Raw genomic sequence first — 19592 nt, 5'->3', positions numbered from 1 at the left:
CAGCGAGTAGCCGTCCAGTCTGATCGCCGGGTGCCGGGGCTGCGAACGGGCGGCCGCGAGCAGGTTCATGGCCAGATTCATGGTCGGTCCTTTCCAAGCTGAGCTGAAGCTGAAGGCGACCTCGGCGCCTCGGTACGGAGGAGCCGGGCTTCGAGGTCGAGGGTGATGGTGTCGCCGTCGGTGACCAGGTCTCGGATCCCAGGAGGGTGACCGCGGGTAGGCCGCAGCGGATCGTGGTGCAGTGGAAGGGAGAGTTGAAGTCCGAAGCCGAGGTTGCGGCCCGCTATCCGGATTTCACCGAGGCGGACCTGTTCGGACCAGCCTGAGCCCAGGCCGTAGAGCAGATACGTAGCCGCCTTGCCCACGGGCAAGCGCATCGCGAATCTGGGACGGTTTGCGCGCATCCAGGGAGATTCATCAGGTCGGTGATGCACTCGCACACGCCGGAGCTGGCTAGCGTGGCGTGAAGGCCATGGAGAACTCGGCATCGGGGCGGTCCATCGCGCGCATGGCGGGCAGCCCGATGCGTGGGCCAGATCTTCCCGATTATGGTGCCCATGAGATCTCCATCGGTGGTCGCGACGGATCAGCGGTAACGCTCGCCGAGCGCGATCCAGTCGTCGAACCCGACCGCGCGGAAGATCCCGAGCAGGCCCTCCGCGAGGTGAGGATCTTCCCCGCCCAGGTCAACCAGCGCGGCGGCGGTGACGGGGTGAAGCAACGCTCCGGGATAGATCGGTCAGCGTCATGAGGGCCGCCGTGACGAGGAATGCCAGGGCGGCCTCGACGGTTTCCAGCTCTTGTTCAACACGGCGATCATCGCTGCGCAGGCTCCCCGCTCGCGCGGCCCAGCGGCCGCCCGGCCGCGGCATCGTTGTAGCTGAGGCGTCGCGACCGGGTGTGGGCGGCGTCTGGGCCGGTCGATGCGCGATCCCTCATTGCCGGGGCAGAACTCGCTCAGCCCTTGGGTGACTTGAGGGCGTGCCTCCTTCAGCAAGGTACGGCGGCCAATTCGCGGAAGCTGCTGCCATGGAAGACCATGGGGCTGACCTCGGGCCGAACGGTCAGGTTGTGCACCCGCAGCAGGACGATCGCGTGGTCGCCCGCCGCGAGAGTGTCGTGGACGGAGGTCTCCAGCCATGCCGCTGCCCCCTCGATAAACAGGGCGCCGGCGTCGGAGGTGAGGGTGGCGAGGCCGGCGAAGCGGTCGCCGCCCTTACTGCCGAGCGAGCGGGCGGCATCGGTGAGGTCGGCGCCGAGCGCGCTGACGCCGAGGCGGGGCGCGGTGGCCAGCTTGGGCCAGGTGGCTGAGGTGTTCTGGATGCAGAAGGCAACGAGTGGCGGGTCGAGGGAGACTGGCACGAAGGTGCTCGCGGCGAGGCCGGTGCGTTCGCCCTCGACCTCGGCGGCGACGGCGACGACTCCGCTTGGGAATTGGCCATAAGCGTGGCGCAGGGTGCGCGTGTCGAGACTGCAGGGCGGGCCTGGCGTGGTGGACGGGGTCATGAGCGGGCTTCCTCTCCGGGAGCAGGTGCTGGGACGGGTACGAGAATGTCGAGCAGCGGTCCGTGCTGCTGGGCGCCGAAGGTGTCGCGTTCGCCGATGCTGCCCTGGTCGCCGTGCCGGACCAAGGTGAGCTTGAAGGCCAGGGCGGGTTCGAAGAATTGGCAGGTACGGACATCGCTCTCGGTCACCGAGTAGAGGCTGGCGAGCGCGGTGGGGTTCAAGACGCCGCTGTCTCGGACGTGGGCATACCTGTCGGCGTCAGTGAACATGACATCGAAGGTGATCTCGTAGGGTCCCGCGTTCTTGCTGCGGATGACCTCCGCGAGGTCCTTGAGCGGGACGGTCGCGGTCATCGGGTGGCCTCCTCGGCGGGTATCCGGCCCACTTGCCGGTGGGCGACGGGGAACAGGTCGAGGTCCCGGGCGTCCATGAGGTGGTAGAGGGTGAAGGCGCACACCGGGCCGATGGGGCTTTCCATCGGGTTGAGCGGTAGCGCCATGTTCCCAGCGGTCGCCATCTGCCCGGGGTAGGACAGGTGAAGGCAGCCGATGCGCACGGTGGTGCAGATGGCGAGGGCGAGTTCGGGACTCTCTGCGGTGACCTCTCCGAGGATGCCGACCTCGTGTGGCACGGCGGTGGAGGGCTCCAGCGGACCCATCACCCCGTTGCGGCCGTACACATGGAACGCCAGGCTCGCAGTGCCGCCGGCGAGTTCGGGGTGAAGCTGGCCAGCCTGTCGTTCGACGCGTTCGAGGAAGGTGTCGAGCTGGGCGATGAGGACCGGGTCGTGGATGCCGCCGATGAAGGCGGCGCGGTGGCCGACCACGGCCGCTCCCTCGACCTTGAGGACCGGATGGTCACTGGGCAGGAAGCGGCTGCCCCTGACCCGGACGGTGCGCTCGTCGACGGCCTCGTACACGCACGCGCGGACGTCGAGGACGCCGCCGGGGCCGGGCAGCAGGTCGGGACGGCTCTTCTCGTAGAGGGTGTGCGCGGCCACCGACAGCGGGGTGCAGCGCTGCGCCGGTCCGGAGGGCGAGAGCTCGAAGCGGTCCCGGTACACGGTGGCGACGACACCGCCACCCTTGGGTTCGGCGCAGGCACCCCCGCACTCGAGGATCTTGCCCATGTGCCAGGCGATGCCGGGTTCGACGCCGTGGTGCAGGGCGAAGGCGGCGTGGGGCGCCGGGTCGTAGGCCCGGCCGGCGATGATCACGTCGAAGGGTTCGCCGGTTGCGAGGATCTCCAGGAAGGGCTCCGCTCCCATCTGTGCGACCAGGCCCGTAGCCTCCCGAACGTCCTTCTCTGAGGGCAGTTCGCCGCGCACGTTCGGCTCGATAAGGCCGCGGGCCAGCCGGTCGGCCACGACATCGGCGGGCATGTCCGCGCCGATGGTGACCACCCGCAGGCTCAGCCCCTCCTCGTCGGCCAGCCGGTCTACCAGGTCGGTCATCCTGGCGACCTGCTCGTCGGTGCCGGCTCCCCCGGCGGAGCTGATGACGAGCGGGATGCGGTGATCTGCGACGGCCCGCAGCATGGGCCTGAGGTCACGGGCGTAGGACTCGACCGTGACGAGGGTCTTGCCCAGCCCGAGCATGTACGGGCCGGGGTCGGTGGAGCCGGAGTCGACGACGATGAGATCGACGCCCTCCTCTACGGTGCGGTGGAAGTCGGCCAGGTCGTAGCCGTAGCCGAGCATGCCCTGCGGGGTGAAGATCCGGATGGGCAGCGAGGCGCTCATGCCGCGGCCTCCCGGCTCGCCTCGGCCGGAGCGGGCAGGCCGAGGTTCTCGCGTAGCGTGGAGCCGGTGTATGAATCCCGCACCAGGCCGCGGCGCCGCAGCTCGGGTACGACCAGCCGTGCGAAGTCCTCGTAGGTGCCCGGGACGGAGGAGGCGCTGAGCACGAAGCCGTCGCAGCAGGAGCCGAACCACTGCTCGAGTTGGTCGGCGATCTGCTGCGGGGTGCCCACCATGGTGGAGTCGCCCTTGGGCAGGGAGCCGCGGCCGGAGTGCTCCACGAAGTCCCGCACGCAGGGGTTCGCAGTGCCGCTGAGTTGGATGACGCGGTCGCGTAGCCCCTGCCAGGACATGGCGGCCAGTTCGGCGTCGGTGAACGGCTCGTCGTAGGGACGGGTGGACAGGTCGACGTTCAGGACCTCGCACAGCAGAGCCAGGCTGTCCTCGGGCCGGGACAGAGCGTCGGTCAACTCAAAGTTGCGGCGCGCCAGTTCGGGGGTCTCGCCGGTGATGACGTTGATCGCGGGAGCGACGACCACATGTGCCGGATCACGGCCCGCGTCGGCCACGGCCTGCTTGACCGCCTGGTACTGCTTTTCTCCCGCCTCCCGCGAGGAGTACGCGGTGAACACGACGTCGGCCCAGCGACCGGCGAAGGCCATGCCGCGGCCGCTCGATCCGGCCTGGAGCAGCACGGGGTGTCCCTGGCGTGAGCGGGGCACTGTGAAGGCGCCGTCGACGTCGAAGAACTTGCCCGAGAAGGTGGTCCTGCGGACCTTGTCGGGGTCGGCGAAAACGCCGGTCTCCTTGTCGAGAACCAGCGCGTCGGCGTCCCAGCTGGTCCACATCCGACGCACGATCTCAAGGAACTCGTCCGCCCTGTCGTAGCGCAGGTCGTGCTCCAGGTGGCCTGTGCGTCCGAAGTTCGTGGCTTCGGAGTCGTTCAGGGAGGTGACGATGTTCCAGGCGACCCGGCCGCCGGTCATCAGGTCCAGCGTGGCGAAGAGCCGAGCTACGTGGAAGGGCTCGTAGTAGGTCGTCGAGTACGTCGCCCCGAGACCGAGGTGTGTGGTCGCGGCCGCCATGGCCATGAGGATCGGCGTCGGGTCCATCTTGACGGAGCGGATCCCGTGCCGGAGGGCCAGTTCGTGGCTTTGGCCGTAGACGTCGGGCATGGCGAGACGGTCGTCGAAGAACGCCATGTCGAAGGCGGCGTCCTCCAGCGTCTTCGCGATACGGGTGAAATAGGAGGCGGACAGGAAGTCGGTCATCGAGGACGGGTGACGCCAAGATCCCACATAATTGGAACAGTTCTGGGCCTGCAGAAAAGCAATGAGTGCCATTCGGCGGGAGTCGTCAGGCATTGTTCCTCCTTGATATACGGAAGGCGTCGGTATACGGAAGGCGTCGGCCGCAGGCAGCACCGTCCTCGAATTCAGCGGCCAGAAGGAATGTATTGACAGTGCCCGTGAGTACCGTGGACGATCCTGTCGGCAGCCGCAACCAAAGTTGCGACCGGCGCAACCAAGAGGGTGCGGGGGCTGTGGGACGGACGGTATTGGTCGGTTCGAGGAGCCAGGCAAGGGCAAGGGAGGCGCGACGGCATGACCAAACCCGAGACGAGGACCGGGGCAGGCGTTCCGGCGGCGACCGAGCAATCCGACTCGGCGTTGCGGGCACTACGGGTACTGGAGTTGCTGGCCGGAATGGAGCAGCCCGCCTCGCTGACGGCAATCGCACAGGTGACGCGCCTGACGAAGACCCGGACGTACCGCATCCTGCGCAGTCTGCAGGACAGCGGTTTCGTCCATCACGCAGGCCGCAGCGGCTATCGCGTCGGCAGCCGCGCCATCGCGCTGGCGACTTTGATGAGCCCGCGTCCGGCGCTGGTGCAGTCGGCCCGCCCGGTGCTCATGCGGCTCGCGCTGACCAGCGGGGAGACCGCGACGCTGCACCTGCGCAGCGGCGGCCACAGAGTCCTGGTCCTGGGAGAGGAGTCACCGGGCAGCGCGCTGCGACGGGTGGTGCTGTTCGGTGAGCGTTCGCCGCTGACCTCAGGGTGCGGCGGCACGTCGATCCTGGCGCACCTGCCGCAGGCGGAGGCCGCCGAAGTGATCGAGGAACATGTGGCGGCAGAGTCCCGGTCCCACCTCGCGAAGCAGCTGGCGGAGATCCGCGCGCAGGGATACGCGGTCTCCTACTCCAGCAATCACCCCGGTCTGCACGGCATCGCCACGGCACTGCTGGACCCGGCCGACGACTATCCGCTGGGGTCGCTGGTCATCGCGGGCCCGGAGCAGCGGCTTCCGAAGCCCGCACTGCTCGCGCTGGCGGGGCCGCTGCGGGCGGCCAGCAGCGAGCTGGCGCCCCGGCTGGCGGCGGTCATCGGTCCGAACTCCTCGGTGCGGCTTGCCTCGCTGGACGTGACCATCCAGGATCTGCTGACCCGCTGACCGCCGCCGGCCTGCACCGGATGTTGCGGCTGCCGCAACTCCGCTTGCCCGTGCCCTTCGCGCCGGTTGCAATGGCGGACATCGGCATCGGCGAGGAAACCGGTGCCGCCGCACGAGCCGCGCATTTCCGTGACACAGCCCACGAGGCATGATCAGGATCGGTAACCCCCTTTACTTTCCACGGGCCTCGGTGCTTTTCTCGCCGCCACCGCGGGATGACGAGATTTCTCTCGATTTACCCTGTACCCCGAGTGCAATCCGGGTGTTTCACCGTCCGCATTTCCGCCCCCGCCCGAGCCGAGCGGCTATGCCGCCTGCGGGAGCCGGAATTCACAATGATGTGAGGACCACGCATGGCTGCAACAGAGAAAGTGCACAGAAACGAAAGAACGCTGTACTCCCCGTCGGCGCGGTTGAGTTCGCTCCCCCGTATCACCCGTTCACAGCGGACGTGGTGCATGATCCTGGGTGTCCTCTTCGCCTTCGACATCGTCGACATCTACTCCTTCTCCTACGTAGCGCCGACCATCACCCAGGAGTGGGGGCTCTCCCTGCACAGCATCGGGATCGCCACATCCTCGACGTTCCTCGGCATGTTCTTCGGCGCTGTGACGGGCGGCCGGATCAGCGACAAGTTCGGCCGCAGGCGGACCATCGTCGGCGGGGTCCTGCTGTTCTCGACGGCTTCCCTGCTGACTACGCTCGCCAACAGCGTCGGCTACCTGATCGCGGCCCGGTTCATCAACGGCTTCGGCATCCAGGCAACCACCGGGGTGCTGATCGTGTATGCCGCGGAAATGTTCCCGCGTGCCTCCCGCGGCCGATCAGTGTCCCTGATGCTGGCGATAGGGCTGCTTGGCGCGCCGGTGGCCGCAGCGTTCGCCCGGGTCGTCATCCCTCTGGGCGAGGACACCTGGCGCTGGGTGTTCGTGCTCGGTGCCGCAGGTGTCATCCCGTGCCTCCTGGCCCTGCGCATCCTGCCGGAGTCGGTGCGCTGGGAGTGCGCGCAAGGCCGGATCGAGCAGGCCATGGCGACGGTGGAACGGCTGGAGGCGGAAGCGGAACGGCAGTACGGCACGCTGCCGGAGCCCGTCGAGGAACCGCCGGTGCTGCCGGTGAGCCCGCGTGAGCTGGTGCGCGGGGCCAACATTCGCAACCTGTTGGTCGGTGTGGCCTGTCTGGTGCTGACCTCGTTCGCCTTCTTCGGGTTCAACGCCTACGTGCCGACGTTGCTGGTGGAGCACGGCTACAGCCACACCGCGGCTCTGACGCTGACCCTGGTGTTCGCGTTCGCCGCGGTGCCGGGTGCTCTGCTGGCCTGGCCGCTGATAGACCGGCTGGAACGCAAGTGGGCCATTTTTGCCCTGGCAGTGGTGATCGCGGCACTACTGCTGGGGTTCGGGAACACCGGCAACGCCACCGTGGTGACCGCGTGTGGCTTCCTGCTCAGCATGTTGCTGCAGACCCTGACCGCGTTCCTGTACGCATACCTGCCGGAGCTGTTCCCCACCCCGCTGCGCGGACTCGGCCAGGGCGTGTCCAACGGCCTGGGACGCCTCGCCGTGTTCTCCGGCGGTTTCCTGTTCGCGCCGATGCTCGAGGGGCTCGGTTTCTCCGGGTTCTTCGCTGTCATGGCCGGTGTCCTGGTGATGGGCGGGGGTACGGTCGGCGTCTTCGGGATCCGCACTGCGGGCCGTGCCCTGCGGGAGAACACCGCACGACCGACCGGCGCGTTCGCACACCACGCAGTTCCGTCAGCTAAGGAGTCACTGTGAACAACATGACGAAAGCGCCCACCGGCAGGCAGACCGCCACCCCCGAGAAGCCCGTTGAAGCCTTCCGAACCCCCGACGCCGAAACGGCCGTTGAGCGGCTCGCCACCTTCACTGTTGGTCTGCGCCTGGCCGACATCCCCGAGGCGGTACAGGCGGTGGCCCGTGACCACCTCCTCGACGCACTCGGCATCGCGCTGGCGTCCTCGGGCATGGACTTCGGACGCCCGGTCCTCGATGCCGCCCTAGCGCTCGGCCGGGGAGAGGACAGCCACGTCCTCGGCCACGGCACGCCCCTGCCTGCTGCGTCGGCCGCCCTGGTCAACGGCACGCTGATACACGGCCTGGACTTCGACGACACGCACATCGGCGCCATCTACCACGCCACGGCACCCGCGCTGGCGGCGGCCCTGGCGGTGGCGGAAGAGCAGCACGCCGACGGTGAGGCCTTCCTGGTCGCCTACATCGTCGGCCTGGAAGTCGGCTGCCGGATTGCCGGCGCGGGAGCGGGCCTGTTCCACGACCGCGGCTTCCACCCGACCGGCATCGCGGGCACCTTCGCGGCGGCGGCCACGGCGGCCAGGCTGCGCGGCCTGGACGGGCCGACCACCGCCTCGGCGCTCGGCATCTGCGGCAGCCAGGCGGCGGGCACCCTGGAACTGGCCGGTTCATCCCTCAAGCGGCTCCACCCCGGCTGGGCAGCCCACTCAGGCATCGTGGCCGCCGGGCTCGCGGCGGCCGGTTTCGCCGGTCCCCCAAGCGTCCTCGACGGACCCCTCGGCTTGTACGCCAGTCACCTGGGCCTGTCGGCGGACGAGATCGACCTGGGCCTGGAAGACCTAGGCAAGCGCTGGTCCTGTGCCGACATCGCCCTGAAGCCCTACCCCTGCTGCCACTTCACGCACGCCTTCATCGACGCGGCACTCGCCTTGCACACCGAGCTCGGTGGCACCCCGGTGCGCCCTAGGGATGTCGCCGAGATCATCTGCCCCACGACCCCGCGGATGATGCCCGCCGTGACCGAGCCCGCCGCGCGTAAGCAGCGACCGCAGACCCTGTACGAGGCGCAATTCAGCGTGCAGTACGTAGTGGCTCGGGCGCTCACCGCGGGCCGCATCGACCTCACGACGTTCTACGACGAGCCGCTTGATCACCCCGACGTGCTCGCACTCGCCGCCAAGACAGTTTGCCCGCCGGACCCGGACAGCGACTTCCCGGCCCGCTTCCCCGGTGAGGTCATCGTGCGCCTGACCGACGGCCGGGAGGTACGCCGGCGAATCGCGACCTCCAGCGGCACCCCCGGAAACCTGCTTACTACGGAGGAGGTCAGCGCCAAGTTCCGCAGCAACGCGGGCCGAGTCCTGTCCGAGGACCGGGTGACAGCCATCGAGGAAACGGTCGGCGACGTGGAACACCTCGCCGACGTCAGCGCATTGGTCCGCCTGTGCCGGTCAGGGACGGCCTCCTGATCAAGTGACCCGCGTCTGAGAGCCGGGCCGGCCGCAGCGCGGACACGGCTGCTGGGCTGCCAGTCTTCGGGCCCTGTTTCGGCAGTCCGGCACAGCTGGCTGTCCGCCGCCCGCACCGGGTGACCGCACTGTTCACAGACTCTCGAGCACAGGACGCATCGGCCGGTGTCCTGCTGCAGCGCTCTGTTCAGGCCGCAGGACGGACATGTCGATCGCGCGGCCTCTTCCTTCATCCGGCGCCAGCACCGGCAGCAGTGCTCGCGGTCGGGGAACCCGACCGGGGCACCGCACGTGACGCGGTCCCGCTGCTTCTTGCCCACCTCTGCCGCCTGTCACATGGGGGCATCGACCGACCGCGCGCGGAGGCGGCCCGCAGGAGCTCGGCGGCTGGACGGGGCAGGGCGACGGGCCGTTCGACCGGCGTGGTGTCGACCTCGATCAAGTCGTTGGGAGTGCACTCCAGCGCGGTGCACAACGCGGCCAGGGTCGTCATCTTCACCTGGGAGGGCTCCTTGGTGAACAGCGCGGACACCGACGCCGAGGACAGCTCCAGACCGGCCTTCTCGGCCAGCAGCCGCCGCAGTTCAGTCCCGGTCCAGACCTCACGCTGAGCGACGGTCATCCGCAGACGCCATTGGATCTTCATTCTGTGGACTCCTTCCCGGTCGGTTCGGCGAGCGTGCTGGCCACCGCCCGCTGATGGGCATCCTCGATGAAGGTGGCCGAGGGCCGGACACATCTCATGGTCGAGCTGACAGTCCAATGACCGAGCATCTGCTGGACGCCACCAGGTCGACGCCGCGTTCGTAGGTGTGGGTCGCACACGCCCGGCGCAGGGCATGCGGGCTGAACCACTCGGCTGCAGGTTGGCCTTCGAGTTGCATGAGATAGCGCAGCCGGTTGCGAATCGTCCCGCGATGGAGAGGGCCGCCGGACTCGTCCGCGAACAGCACCGGTGAATCAGGGAACTTGGGCCGCACGTCCTCCAGGAACCACCGCAGGACCAGGTCCAGGCCGTCGAGCATGGGCACCCAGCGCGGCCTGGGCCCGGATGTGTGAGCCCCCTTGCCGAAGCGGACATGGAGCTCCAAGCGGCCCGCGGGTGAAGTGCAGGTCCGGCTTCTCCAGGAGCGACGCTTCCTCGGAGCGGAGCCCGGCGTGATACAGCGTCCGCACCATGGCATAGTCCGGGGCGGCGGGGCCGTACTTCCGCGCAATCGCGATCCGCCGTTTCATGAACTCGAAGAACTCTCCGACCCGTTCGGGGGCCGGCGGCGGCACCAGGGCCGGTGAGTCGTCACCGACATGCCGTGAGGCGTTGAACTCGTCGATGGGGCAGACCAGTCGGACGCCGAAGGCGGCCTCGATCTCGGCGGCCTTACGGGCCTGGAGGAACCAGTGGAAGCCCTTGAAGATCTGCACACTTCGCGGCGGGTCGAGGTCTTGCGGCCCTGGACAGCGAGGTCTCCGACGAACCGGTTGATGTCCTCCGGGGTCATCTCCCCCGCAGGCCGTCTCGTTCCGGTCACCGGCACACCTTCCTCGCACCTGAACGGTCAAGGTGGCACCTGGAGAATCCGAGACCCACGACGAGAACCAACGAGGACCACATGAGATGGATACAGGCTGGTGACAGCACAGATTCCCGGGAACGAACAAGTGCCAGCCCCAGATGAATGGGGCCAGGTCTTCGGCGACGAGGTCCTGGCCACCGCGATCCTCGACCGGCTCCTCCACCACTGCGAAGTTCGCGATCAACGGCCCGAGCTACCGGCTCAAGAACCGCCTCCAGGCCATCGAGCGAGAGAAGACCGACGTGGCCTGACAACTGGGGACGTTCGAACGTACCGGCCCGGCCCGAAGGGAGAGTACGCCGACAGCCTGGGAAAAGAGGCGCAAGGAAGGAGGCCGGATGGAGATCACCGGGTACCGACGCCCGTGTTCTGCAGGGTGGACTGGGCCGAAGACCGCCAGTTCAGCCGCCGCGTCGATCCGACCCCGGCGGGTAGCGGCGGCAGACGCTGCGCGGCTGCCATACCGGTGATCCGCCTGGAGGGATGACGCCATCACCCTTGAGTTGACGTGGTCGTCCGCCACGGATCAGACTCGCAAGGTGACTAAGGCAACTGAATCCGAGGGGCTCGTTGTCGTGACGGGCGCCTCCACCGGCGTCGGCGCGGCGACTGCCAAGGAGCTCGCCCGCCGCGGCTTCCACGTCCTGGCGGGCGTACGTCGCGAGAGCGATGGTGTGGACCTTCGAGCCCCGGGCGTGGAGCCGGTCATCCTCGACATCACCGACGACGACCACATCGCGGCACTGGTAGCGCGTATCGACGACGACCCGCAAGGACGTCCCCTGCGGGCGCTGGTCAACAACGCCGGACTTCCCGGGGCCGGCCCGGTCGAGGCCACTCCGCTCAGCGAATGGCGACGCATCTTCGACGTGAACTTCTTCGGCCATCTCGCTCTCACCCAGGCGCTGATCCCGGCGCTGGTGCGCGCCGGCGGCCGCGTCGTCAACATCAGCTCACTGAACGGCAAGATCTCCCTGGCAGGGTACGGACCGTACTCCAGCAGCAAATTCGCCCTGGAGGCGATGAGTGACGCCCTGCGCAACGAGCTTGCCCCCTACGGCGTGGACGTGGTCGTGGTCGAACCGGGAGGCATCAAGACCGCCATGGCCGGCCGAGGGACCACGGATCTGAGTCGCCTCAGTGCTGGGATGAACCAGGAGCAGACGGAGCGCTACGGGCACCTGATGAAGGCGCTCCCCGACCACATCGCCGCGTTCACCGCCGCCGGCATGACGTCCGAGGCCGCCGCCCTGGGGATCGCCAAGGCCGTGACGGACCGCAAACCCCGTACCCGCTACATCCTCGGCGGCGCCGCCAACTTCCTGATTCGGGCCTCCCGCTTCCTGCCCGACCGGGTACTCGACCGGCTGACCACCTCCGATCTGCGCAAGCACTATCCTTCTTGAAAGGTCCTGCCCCTGTCGTGCCGTGACGGTGCCGAAACCCGCCCGTGGACCGGGGTAAGCCGGGTTCCAAGATGCACGTCCTGTCGGACGCGAACCGAATGCCCCTCCTCGTCGGCGTCATGGCTGGCAACGGCCATGACAGCGAAGGGCTGAAGCCCATGGTGGCGGGTCACCAAACGAGACAGGACCCCCACCGCGGCCGGTACTTCAAGCCCCAGCGCCTTCATGCCGACGAGGCATACGGCCGATCCGATCTGTGGGAATGGTGCTTGGCAAGCGGATCGGCGTGCCGATCGCGCGCAGGGGCGTCGAGTTCAGCGAACGATCAGGGCGTCGGAGGCGGGTGATCGAGCGAAGCCTCAGTTCAGCTCGTGACGCAGCTGAAGCTGTTGGCCTCGTTGGCATTCCCGTGGCCGTTGTATTTCGGCCAGCTGGGGTACTGGCACAGTGGGCGTGATTGGACGGTGGTGGAGCTGCCGTTGTAAGCGATCGGGTGGTTTGGGGGAGTGCCCTTTGTCACCCAGGAGTCGAGTGCGGAGACTGAGTCCCAAGCCAGATTGAAGACGCCTTCACCGTGGCCGTAGCCAGGTACAGTGTAGTAGCGCATGAACTGCTGGGTTTTCTTGCCATAACGCGCGGCGACCGATTTGTAGTACGCATTGGTGGCGTTGGGTGGGGTGAGCATGTCGGCATTGCCCTGGACCAGGATCAGCTTGCCGCCGTGTGTGACGAACTGGTCCATGTTGGGGTTGTTCCGGTCGTACTCGGTACCGATTGAATGGATCCGGTTCTTGTACTGCTTGTAGTCAAGAGACAGGTCCAGAGCAGGTGGCGGTGTTTTCCGCTGCTGGTACCAGTAGTTGAATGCCGGCATGGTCAAGCCGTTGAAGATTGTTTCCGTGCCTTTGCCTGTCGTGTCCAGCCAGTACGGGCTCAACTTGCCGCCGGCCAGGATCGGGTAACCGCCGACGGTCGTTGTCCCGTTCGGGAACGGGAAGTCGAACTTGTACGGCCTCTGGCCGGACTTGAGCGTGGCGATCTGCGCGTCGGAAAGACAGGTGTCGCCGGTGTCTCGACCACCGGGGCAGCGCAGTGCCGTGAACGTGAACGCCTTCTCGCATGCCGACACGTTGGAAATGACGCCATCGGCGGCTTTGTCGAGCTTGTCGCAGGCGCCGAAGAGCGCTTTCCCGAACATTTGCTGCTTAGCTGGATCGAGGTAGGCGCCCGGCGTGCCGTAGGCCACTTGCTGCAGATGATACGCCGACCACAGAAACGCCTGCTGGGAAGCCGGGAAATAGGCGATGATGCCGTTGTAGTCGTCGCTGTACCGCTCTGCGGCGGTCAGGGCTTCCTGGCCGCCCTTGGACCCGCCGGCGAAGTACTGGTACCTCGGTGAATGGCGGTAGTACTGCTTGGTGATCGCGACCGCTGTGTCGCGGGTGCGCTTGACGGCCTCGCCGGAGTAGTTCGAAAACGCGGTGGGGTTCAGTGCGAACGAGCTGGGCGGGTTGGACCCGACCGACGCGCCACCGTCGCTGCCGAAGGTGACGTATCCAAGATCGAGAGGAGCGGCCTGCCCCGGGGCGGTCCCCCATCCGAATATGCCAAGCCCGGTGACCACGGTCCCGTCGAAGCCGCCACCGCCGAACTGCAGCGTCCGACGGTTCCAATTGGTCGGGAGATTGACTTCGAAGTTCACCGGCGGTGCCGATGGATCAACGCTGGTGACGTGCCCCTTGACGAGGCAGAATTCGGAAGCGCCTGCTGCCGGGTCGGCCGCCTTGAGTGTGGCCGAGGTAACGACGGCACCCCGGGTCGGCAGCCCGATCTTCGCCGCAGGAATCGTGGCCCTCGACAACGCTGGACATGCGGCTGCGGCGTTGCTCACCACATCATCGCCATCGCCGCCACCGTCAGCCGCGCTCGAAATCGCCCAAGTCGGCTGGTTGAGCATCGACATGGCAAGCAGTGCGGCCGAACCCACCGCGAGTGGAACTTTCAGCCGCCCGCGATACCGTAATAGATGACGGTGCGCATGCGTCTCAGTCGAGGCTGAGTATTCATCACTTCGCATCGTGCGTACGCCTCTCAGTGTTGTGTGTCTGGACAAGTCACGCCGGTCAGGGCATGACGAATCGGTCTCCCTCCCAGGGAAGTCGCGACTGCCTTGCGCCGTGTTCAGTGGCGGTCGGCTTCGCTGCTCAGACAGTGACGACGATCTTGCCGAGCGGGTGCCTGCGGGCGTAGTCGATTGCCGCTTCGACGCCGTCGTCGAGTGAGTATCGGCGGGCGATCGGGGTGGAGAGTCGGCCTGCGGTTGCGGCCTCGGCGACGGCCCGTGCGCCGTTGGTCTCATCGCCCGTCTGCATCACGAAGGCCAGTTCCACGTCGTTGCGTTCCAGTTGCCGGGGTTCCGGCGGGGGGAAGATGATTGAGATCAGTCGGCCGCCCGGGCGCAGGCTGTGTGCCGCCGCAGGCAGGCCGTCGGCAAAGAGCGCAAGGTTGAGGACGACGTCGACGCCGCTGGGGTAGTCGTCGTAGCCGACCGTGTGGTGGGCGCCGAGGCTGCGCAGCAGTTCGGCGGCCTCGGTCGTGCGGGCGGTGGCCGTGATCTCGGCGCCGGCTGCGGCCAGGTCCGGGATCAGGGTCAGGCCGACCGAGCCGGTGGCGCCGATGACGAGGACGGACTCGCCGGGGCGGACTTTCGCGGTGTCCATGATGGTCAGTGTGGTGCCGCCGGCGATCATCAGGGACGCGGCCTGCTCGGCGCCGAGGGCTGCCGGGCGGTGGTCCAGTGCGGGCGTGTCCGCCTCGAAGACGGCGTAGTCGGCGAGGGCACCGGTGCTCAGCGACGGTCGTACAGGGTCGGCGGCGAAGCTCAACTGGCGGGGCAGGGCCAGGCCGAAGATCTCGTCGCCCGCACGGAAGCGGGTGACGTCCGGTCCGGCTTCGGTGACGGTGCCCGCGAACTCGTTGCCGAGCGTGTAGGGGAACTGCAGGTCGACCAGGTCGCGAAAGGCGCCGGTGACGACGCGTATGTCGGTGGGGTTGATCGTCGAGGCGGCGATCTTCACCAGGATCTGGCCGGGGCCGGGGCGTGGGACGGCGAGCTCGGCGATCGTGAGTTGTTCGGGATCTCCGTAGCCGGTCGCGACGAGGGCCCGCATGGTTTCGGTTGTCATGGGTTCACCGTATGGAGCATCTTGTGAGCAGTCGATGCTCGAACTGCTCACTTTCTTGCTCGTTTGCGTCATCTAGTATGGGTGAATGGATCTCGTTGCGGATGTGTTGGAGGTATCCGGGGTGCGGGGCACGATCGGCGCACGGATCGAGGCGGGCGGGAGCTGGTCGATCCCGTTTACGGGGTGCACTCCGGCGGTCCTGCACGTGATTACCGCCGGCAGCGCCTGGCTCGGGTTCGAAAACTTGTCACCGCAGTGCCTGGAGCTGGCGGTGGGCGACGTGGTGCTCATGCCGGACGGACCGCCGCACACGCTTGGCAGCGCGCCACAGACGGGTACTCCGGTCGGCGATCCGGCGGCGGCGGCCCGGGCGCTCGAGACGGGTGAGGTGATTCGCCTCGGGTCACAGCCCGCCCGCACCCGCATCCTGACCATCAGCTACGACTGCGACCGCACCGTGCGGACCCAGATCCTCGGCGCGCTGCCGGAGGTGATGCACATCCGCGGGAACCAGGGCGAGGCCGGTTTCGACGACACCGTCCGGATGATCGGGCGAGAACTGAGTCGCCCACTGCTAGCGGGCAGAGCGGTGCTGAACAGCCTGGTCGACGTCCTGCTCGTGCAACTCATGCGCGCCTGGTTGCCTACCCAGTCCGGACAACGTGGCACCTGGCTCGGAGTACTCGAAGACCCCCTCGTGCGCAGCGCGATGGAACACTTGCACGCTGAGCCCGCACAGCCATGGACCACCGCAACGCTGGCTTCCGTACTCGGCGTGTCCCGGGCGACCCTGTCCCGCCGGTTCCCCGCAGCCATCGGACAGAGCCCGGCCACCTACCTGACACAGTGGCGTATGGACCTGGCAGCAGTTCGCCTACGCAAGACCCAAGACCCGGTCGAGTCCATCGCTGCAGCGGTCGGCTATCAATCGGTACCCGCCTTCCACAGGGCTTTCGCCCGTTCCCACGGTGTGACACCTGGGCGATACCGCGCCGAGCAACGCGAGGACAGTTATTGATAACGCCCTCTCAGCCTGCTGGACCGGGTACGAGCCCAGACCGACACCGGTGTACTCGCACTGATCGGCTCCTGGGGCTCGGGAAAGTCCAGCGTCTTGGGCAAGGGGGTGTGTCAACTTAACGGCCCTGTCTCACTTTCGGTGGTGACGGAGGGTGCTGCTATCCGAGGAGGATGCGGTGGCGGAGGGGGGAAGCTTGCTCGTCCGTGCATCTGGCGTGCGATCCGTTCGGTCTTGGTGTTGACGCCCTCGGTGGGGCCGTTGTTGTACGGAAGCGTGAGTCCGGCGATTACAGCGCCGATGTCCCGGTCCAGGCCACGGGTGAAGGCCTGTAGATGGGGCAGGTCGGCTGCTCGGACCTCGGCGGTCCAGTTCGTGAGCGCGTCGGCATTGTCGGGGTGAGGCGCAAGGAGCGGGGCGAATCCCCTGATACTGATGGCCAGTTGAGTCATCTCGGGGCAGGCTGCGGGCAGTTTGGCCAGGAGTTCGTGTTGCTCGGCCTTGAGGTTGTCGGGCCTGGTCAGCAGCATCCGGGCGAGCCGGCGCGGGGAGATATGGCTGCGGCCGGCGTCCGCACGGCCTTGGTTGCTGTACTTGGGCAGGAGGTTCAGGCATCCCGTGAAGCCGAGAACTTTGATCGCTTCGAAGAGGTGCAGGACGGGGACGCCGGGATCCTCGACCCGACGTTTGCGCAGGTGCTCGCGGTAGGGATCGACCAGGCTGGCACGGTACTTGGGGACGCGGAGCATCCGCTCGGGCCGGTCGGCGCGCGCAGCGCTTGACGGTGCTCAGGGCCAGCTGCAAGCGGCGGGCGCATTCGAGCAGGCACACCTCCTGGTCAAGCAGGTGATGCACCTGGTGCCAGCGTTCCAGGCTGGTCCGGGCTCGGGAGGCGCGTCGTAGATCGGCGCGTCGAGCACGGTGGCCCAGCAGGTGCTGTGTGCCTTCACCTCGCTCAGGGCGGCTTCGCATAGGTTCTTCCACACATGCCAGCGATCACCGACCTGCACAGCGTCAGGCAGAGCGCGGCGGATGGCCTCGGCGTAGGTCGCTGAGCCGTCCCGGCACACGACCTCAATGCCCGGGTGCTCGCGCAGCCACGTTTCCAGGGTGTCGGCGGTGCGGTCGGGCAGCACGTCGATCCGCTCGTGGGTCTCGGCGTCGATGATCACGGTGGCGTAGCGGTGACGTCGGCGCAGCGCGAAGTCGCCGACGCCGATCACGCGGGGCACCCACCCGACGGACAGCGGGATCCGCAGCAGGGCGCGCAGAGCCGTGTGACGCGACAGACCCTCTGCGGGTATCGCCGGCAGACGTGCCCCGGCCCGGCCTGCCAACTCCTCGACCACGGCGTTGACTTGCCTGGTCGGACGGGTCGTACGCCGCTGGTATCGGTCCAGCACGCCAGGCACCTGCTCGCGGAAGGTATGCCGGCAGCCGCGCGTGGGGCGGGGTACACCAGGCGCTGCGGGTGGCCGGTGGGAGGGGCGGCCACGGCCTGGGCGGCTGCTGCGGTGGCGGCGTTCAAGTCCTCCATCGAGCCGGTCCGTTCAAACCGGGCCCGCAGCGCGGCCCCGAGGTTGGACAACCATCCCGCACGATCTGGGTGGTCTGCGGGAGCGGCAGCCACTGCCTGCTGCCCCGAAAGCACCGTCTGCACAAGCACGTTGGCATCCGTCACACGGATGCCGACGAGCCTCACGACTCTGCGTCACCACCGAATGTGAGACAGGGGCCGTCTATTGGACACTCCCGGACGAGAAGGTGCGGCGGTAGTCGGTCGGGGTGGTTCCTGTCGCGAGCCGGAAGTGGTGGCGGAAATTCGCCGGGGTTCCCAGACCGCATGCCTGGCCGATGTGGTCTATGCCGGCGTCGGTCGTCTCGAGTAGTTCGCGGGCGCGGCTGATCCGGGCGGCCGTGAGCCACTTGATCGGGCTGACCCCGAGCTGTGCGGTGAACATCCGGGCGAACGTGCGCTCGGCGACCGCAGCGTGCGCGGCCAACTCGGCGACCGTCAGCGGGGTGTCGAGGCGGCGCAGGGCCCACTCCAGGGTCGCGCTCAGCTCGGTGCGGTTCGGTGGCGCGGGCGGGCGGGTCACATACTGTGCCTGGCCGCCCTCGCGGTGTGGCGCGGCCACGATTCCGCGGGCGATCGACGTAGCCGTGGCCGCGCCACAGTCCCGGCGCAGAAGGTGCAGGCACAGGTCGATGCCGCTGGCCACCCCGGCCGAGGTGATCAGGGAGCCGTTGTCGACGTAGAGCACGCTGGGGTCCACCTCGATGCGCGGATGCCGGCGGGCCAGCTCGTCGGTGAGCATCCAGTGGGTGGTCGCGCGCTTGCCGTCGAGCAGACCGGTGGAGGCCAGGGCGAACGCGCCCGTGCAGATCGTGGCGATTCGCGCGCCCCGGGAGTGCGCCTCGCGCAGCGCGTCCCGCACGTCCGGAGTGGCATCCGGTGGGGTGTCCCGCTCCGAGCCCCGATAGGCCGGCACGATCACCGTGTCCGCCGTGACCACCTCGTCGAGGCCGTATGGCGCGGTGAGCGACCAGCCGTTGAGGGTCTCGACCGGCCCGGCGGACTGCCCGCACAGGATGACGTCGTAGTGGCGGTCGTGGAGGCCGAAGGTCTGGAACGGCATGCCGACCTCCATCGGCTGCACACCGTCGAGGGCGAGCACCGCGACGCGATGGCGCCGCTGAGACGAACCGGTCATGGCGGAATCTTATCGACCAGGGGCATTCCTGCTACTCGTCGCGGCGGGGCGGGGCGCGAAGACTGAGGGCATGACAGACACACAGCCCTACCGCATCACCGTGCTCCTTTTCGACGGCGTCGAGGAGCTGGACTTCACTGGCCCGTGGGAGACGCTCCGGATCTGGCAGACGGTGGCGACCCGTCCGGTGAGCGTGCGTACGGCCAGCCTTGACGGGGCGCCCGTACGCTGCGCGCTGGGGTTGACGGTCACCCCGGACGGCGGGATCGACGACGAGCCGCGGCCCGACCTCATCGTGCACCCCGGCGGCGCGGGCATCGCCACGCTCTACGCCGACCAGGCCCATCTGGCCCGAATGCGGGCCCTCGCCGAACACGGCACGACCATGACCTCGGTCTGCAACGGCGCGACGGTCTACGCCGCGGCCGGCCTGCTCGACGGCCGGGCCGCCACCTCCCACTGGCTCGTCCTGGACGAGTTGGCCGGGCAGCACCCGAAGGTCGAGGTCGTCCGCGACCGGCGCTGGGTGGACGCCGGCCCGGTGGTGACCAGCGCGGGCATCACCGCCGGCATCGACATGGCACTGCACCTGATCGACCGGCTGGAGAACACCGACATGGCCCGGGCGGTGGCCGGCATGCTCGAGCACCCGTGGGACCCACGGGTGGACCTCGTCGCGGCGACCAGCCCGGAGAACCGCCACCACACGCTCACCGCCATCGTCCCGCTGATGCAGGCGGCCCGCGTGGCCGATTGA

16 protein-coding genes and 3 pseudogenes are annotated in these 19592 nt (G+C 68.0%); 8 read left to right on the top strand and 11 right to left on the bottom strand.

What is annotated here, in order from left to right; translation table 11 throughout:
• Window positions 1–586 precede the first annotated feature (586 nt).
• From H293_RS61000 to H293_RS0145130, 5 genes are all read right to left on the bottom strand, one after another.
• Window positions 587–721, bottom strand: a complete 135-nt coding sequence (locus H293_RS61000) for a hypothetical protein (RefSeq protein WP_020124352.1) — start codon at window positions 719–721, stop codon at window positions 587–589.
• A 269-nt stretch (window positions 722–990) separates the two neighbouring features.
• Window positions 991–1506: a flavin reductase family protein gene (locus H293_RS0145145; RefSeq protein ID WP_020124351.1), complete on the bottom strand. Its 516-nt coding sequence runs from the start codon at window positions 1504–1506 to the stop codon at window positions 991–993.
• The gene (locus H293_RS0145140; protein ID WP_020124350.1) at window positions 1503–1859 is read right to left on the bottom strand and encodes a DUF4387 domain-containing protein; all 357 of its coding nucleotides are present in this window, start codon (window positions 1857–1859) and stop codon (window positions 1503–1505) included. Before H293_RS0145140 ends, H293_RS0145145 begins: the two co-directional genes overlap by 4 nt.
• Entirely contained in the window at window positions 1856–3247 is a 1392-nt protein-coding gene (locus H293_RS0145135; protein ID WP_020124349.1) for an acyclic terpene utilization AtuA family protein, read from the bottom strand. The genes H293_RS0145140 and H293_RS0145135 overlap by 4 nt, the downstream gene beginning before the upstream one ends.
• On the bottom strand, window positions 3244–4587 hold the full coding sequence (locus tag H293_RS0145130; RefSeq protein WP_033416569.1) for an LLM class flavin-dependent oxidoreductase: 1344 nt from the start codon (window positions 4585–4587) through the stop codon (window positions 3244–3246). The genes H293_RS0145135 and H293_RS0145130 overlap by 4 nt, the downstream gene beginning before the upstream one ends.
• A 261-nt stretch (window positions 4588–4848) precedes the next feature.
• On the opposite strand from H293_RS0145130, the gene H293_RS0145125 reads away from it, so the two are divergent.
• The 3 genes from H293_RS0145125 (at window position 4849) to H293_RS51715 (ending at window position 8938) form a co-directional block, all read left to right on the top strand.
• The gene (locus tag H293_RS0145125; RefSeq protein ID WP_063746977.1) at window positions 4849–5697 is read left to right on the top strand and encodes an IclR family transcriptional regulator; all 849 of its coding nucleotides are present in this window, start codon (window positions 4849–4851) and stop codon (window positions 5695–5697) included.
• 458 nt (window positions 5698–6155) lie between these two features.
• Window positions 6156–7472 (top strand): MFS transporter, encoded by a 1317-nt coding sequence (locus H293_RS0145120; protein WP_020124346.1) that lies wholly within the window; start codon window positions 6156–6158, stop codon window positions 7470–7472.
• 5 nt (window positions 7473–7477) lie between these two features.
• Entirely contained in the window at window positions 7478–8938 is a 1461-nt protein-coding gene (locus H293_RS51715) for an MmgE/PrpD family protein (protein WP_158694551.1), read from the top strand.
• Between the two features lie 229 nt (window positions 8939–9167).
• Here H293_RS51715 and H293_RS51710 read toward each other — a convergent pair whose 3' ends face one another.
• Both H293_RS51710 and H293_RS59540 read right to left on the bottom strand, forming a co-directional pair.
• Entirely contained in the window at window positions 9168–9584 is a 417-nt protein-coding gene (locus H293_RS51710; protein ID WP_020124344.1) for a helix-turn-helix domain-containing protein, read from the bottom strand.
• 94 nt (window positions 9585–9678) lie between these two features.
• Window positions 9679–9963: a tyrosine-type recombinase/integrase gene (locus H293_RS59540; RefSeq protein WP_259294704.1), complete on the bottom strand. Its 285-nt coding sequence runs from the start codon at window positions 9961–9963 to the stop codon at window positions 9679–9681.
• Between the two features lie 649 nt (window positions 9964–10612).
• Here H293_RS59540 and H293_RS56275 point away from each other — a divergent pair.
• The 3 genes and pseudogenes from H293_RS56275 to H293_RS57990 all read left to right on the top strand — a co-directional run.
• A pseudogene (locus tag H293_RS56275) lies at window positions 10613–10763 on the top strand (ATP-binding protein); the annotation flags it as partial.
• Between the two features lie 288 nt (window positions 10764–11051).
• Window positions 11052–11918, top strand: coding sequence for an SDR family oxidoreductase (locus tag H293_RS0145100; RefSeq protein WP_259294703.1), 867 nt, complete (start codon window positions 11052–11054; stop codon window positions 11916–11918).
• A gap of 41 nt (window positions 11919–11959) precedes the next feature.
• Window positions 11960–12282, top strand: a pseudogene (locus H293_RS57990) (transposase); the annotation flags it as partial.
• Here H293_RS57990 and H293_RS51700 read toward each other — a convergent pair.
• Both H293_RS51700 and H293_RS0145090 read right to left on the bottom strand, forming a co-directional pair.
• On the bottom strand, window positions 12283–13881 hold the full coding sequence (locus tag H293_RS51700) for a tannase/feruloyl esterase family alpha/beta hydrolase (RefSeq protein WP_158694550.1): 1599 nt from the start codon (window positions 13879–13881) through the stop codon (window positions 12283–12285).
• A gap of 241 nt (window positions 13882–14122) precedes the next feature.
• Window positions 14123–15103 carry an NADP-dependent oxidoreductase gene (locus H293_RS0145090; protein ID WP_259294702.1) on the bottom strand — a complete coding sequence of 327 codons (981 nt, stop codon included), beginning with the start codon at window positions 15101–15103 and terminating at the stop codon, window positions 14123–14125.
• 85 nt (window positions 15104–15188) lie between these two features.
• Here H293_RS0145090 and H293_RS0145085 point away from each other — a divergent pair, with 85 nt between their 5' ends.
• Window positions 15189–16121 carry an AraC family transcriptional regulator gene (locus tag H293_RS0145085; RefSeq protein WP_033416568.1) on the top strand — a complete coding sequence of 311 codons (933 nt, stop codon included), beginning with the start codon at window positions 15189–15191 and terminating at the stop codon, window positions 16119–16121.
• Window positions 16122–16281: 160 nt separating this feature from the next.
• On the opposite strand, the pseudogene H293_RS56260 reads toward H293_RS0145085, so the two are convergent.
• Together H293_RS56260 and H293_RS0145075 are read right to left on the bottom strand one after the other, a co-directional pair.
• Window positions 16282–17569, bottom strand: a pseudogene (locus H293_RS56260) (ISL3 family transposase); the annotation flags it as partial.
• Between the two features lie 291 nt (window positions 17570–17860).
• A complete protein-coding gene (locus H293_RS0145075) occupies window positions 17861–18835 on the bottom strand; it encodes a GlxA family transcriptional regulator (RefSeq protein ID WP_020124339.1) in 975 nt (324 codons plus the stop codon).
• Window positions 18836–18905: 70 nt separating this feature from the next.
• Here H293_RS0145075 and H293_RS0145070 point away from each other — a divergent pair, with 70 nt between their 5' ends.
• Window positions 18906–19592, top strand: a complete 687-nt coding sequence (locus H293_RS0145070) for a DJ-1/PfpI family protein (RefSeq protein ID WP_020124338.1) — start codon at window positions 18906–18908, stop codon at window positions 19590–19592.

Source organism: Streptomyces canus 299MFChir4.1, from assembly GCF_000383615.1.
In the GTDB taxonomy this organism is placed as follows: Bacteria; Actinomycetota; Actinomycetes; order Streptomycetales; family Streptomycetaceae; genus Streptomyces; species Streptomyces canus_C.
The sequence above is the reverse complement of the archived record's forward strand: the minus strand, read 5'-3'. Positions and strand labels throughout refer to the sequence as shown.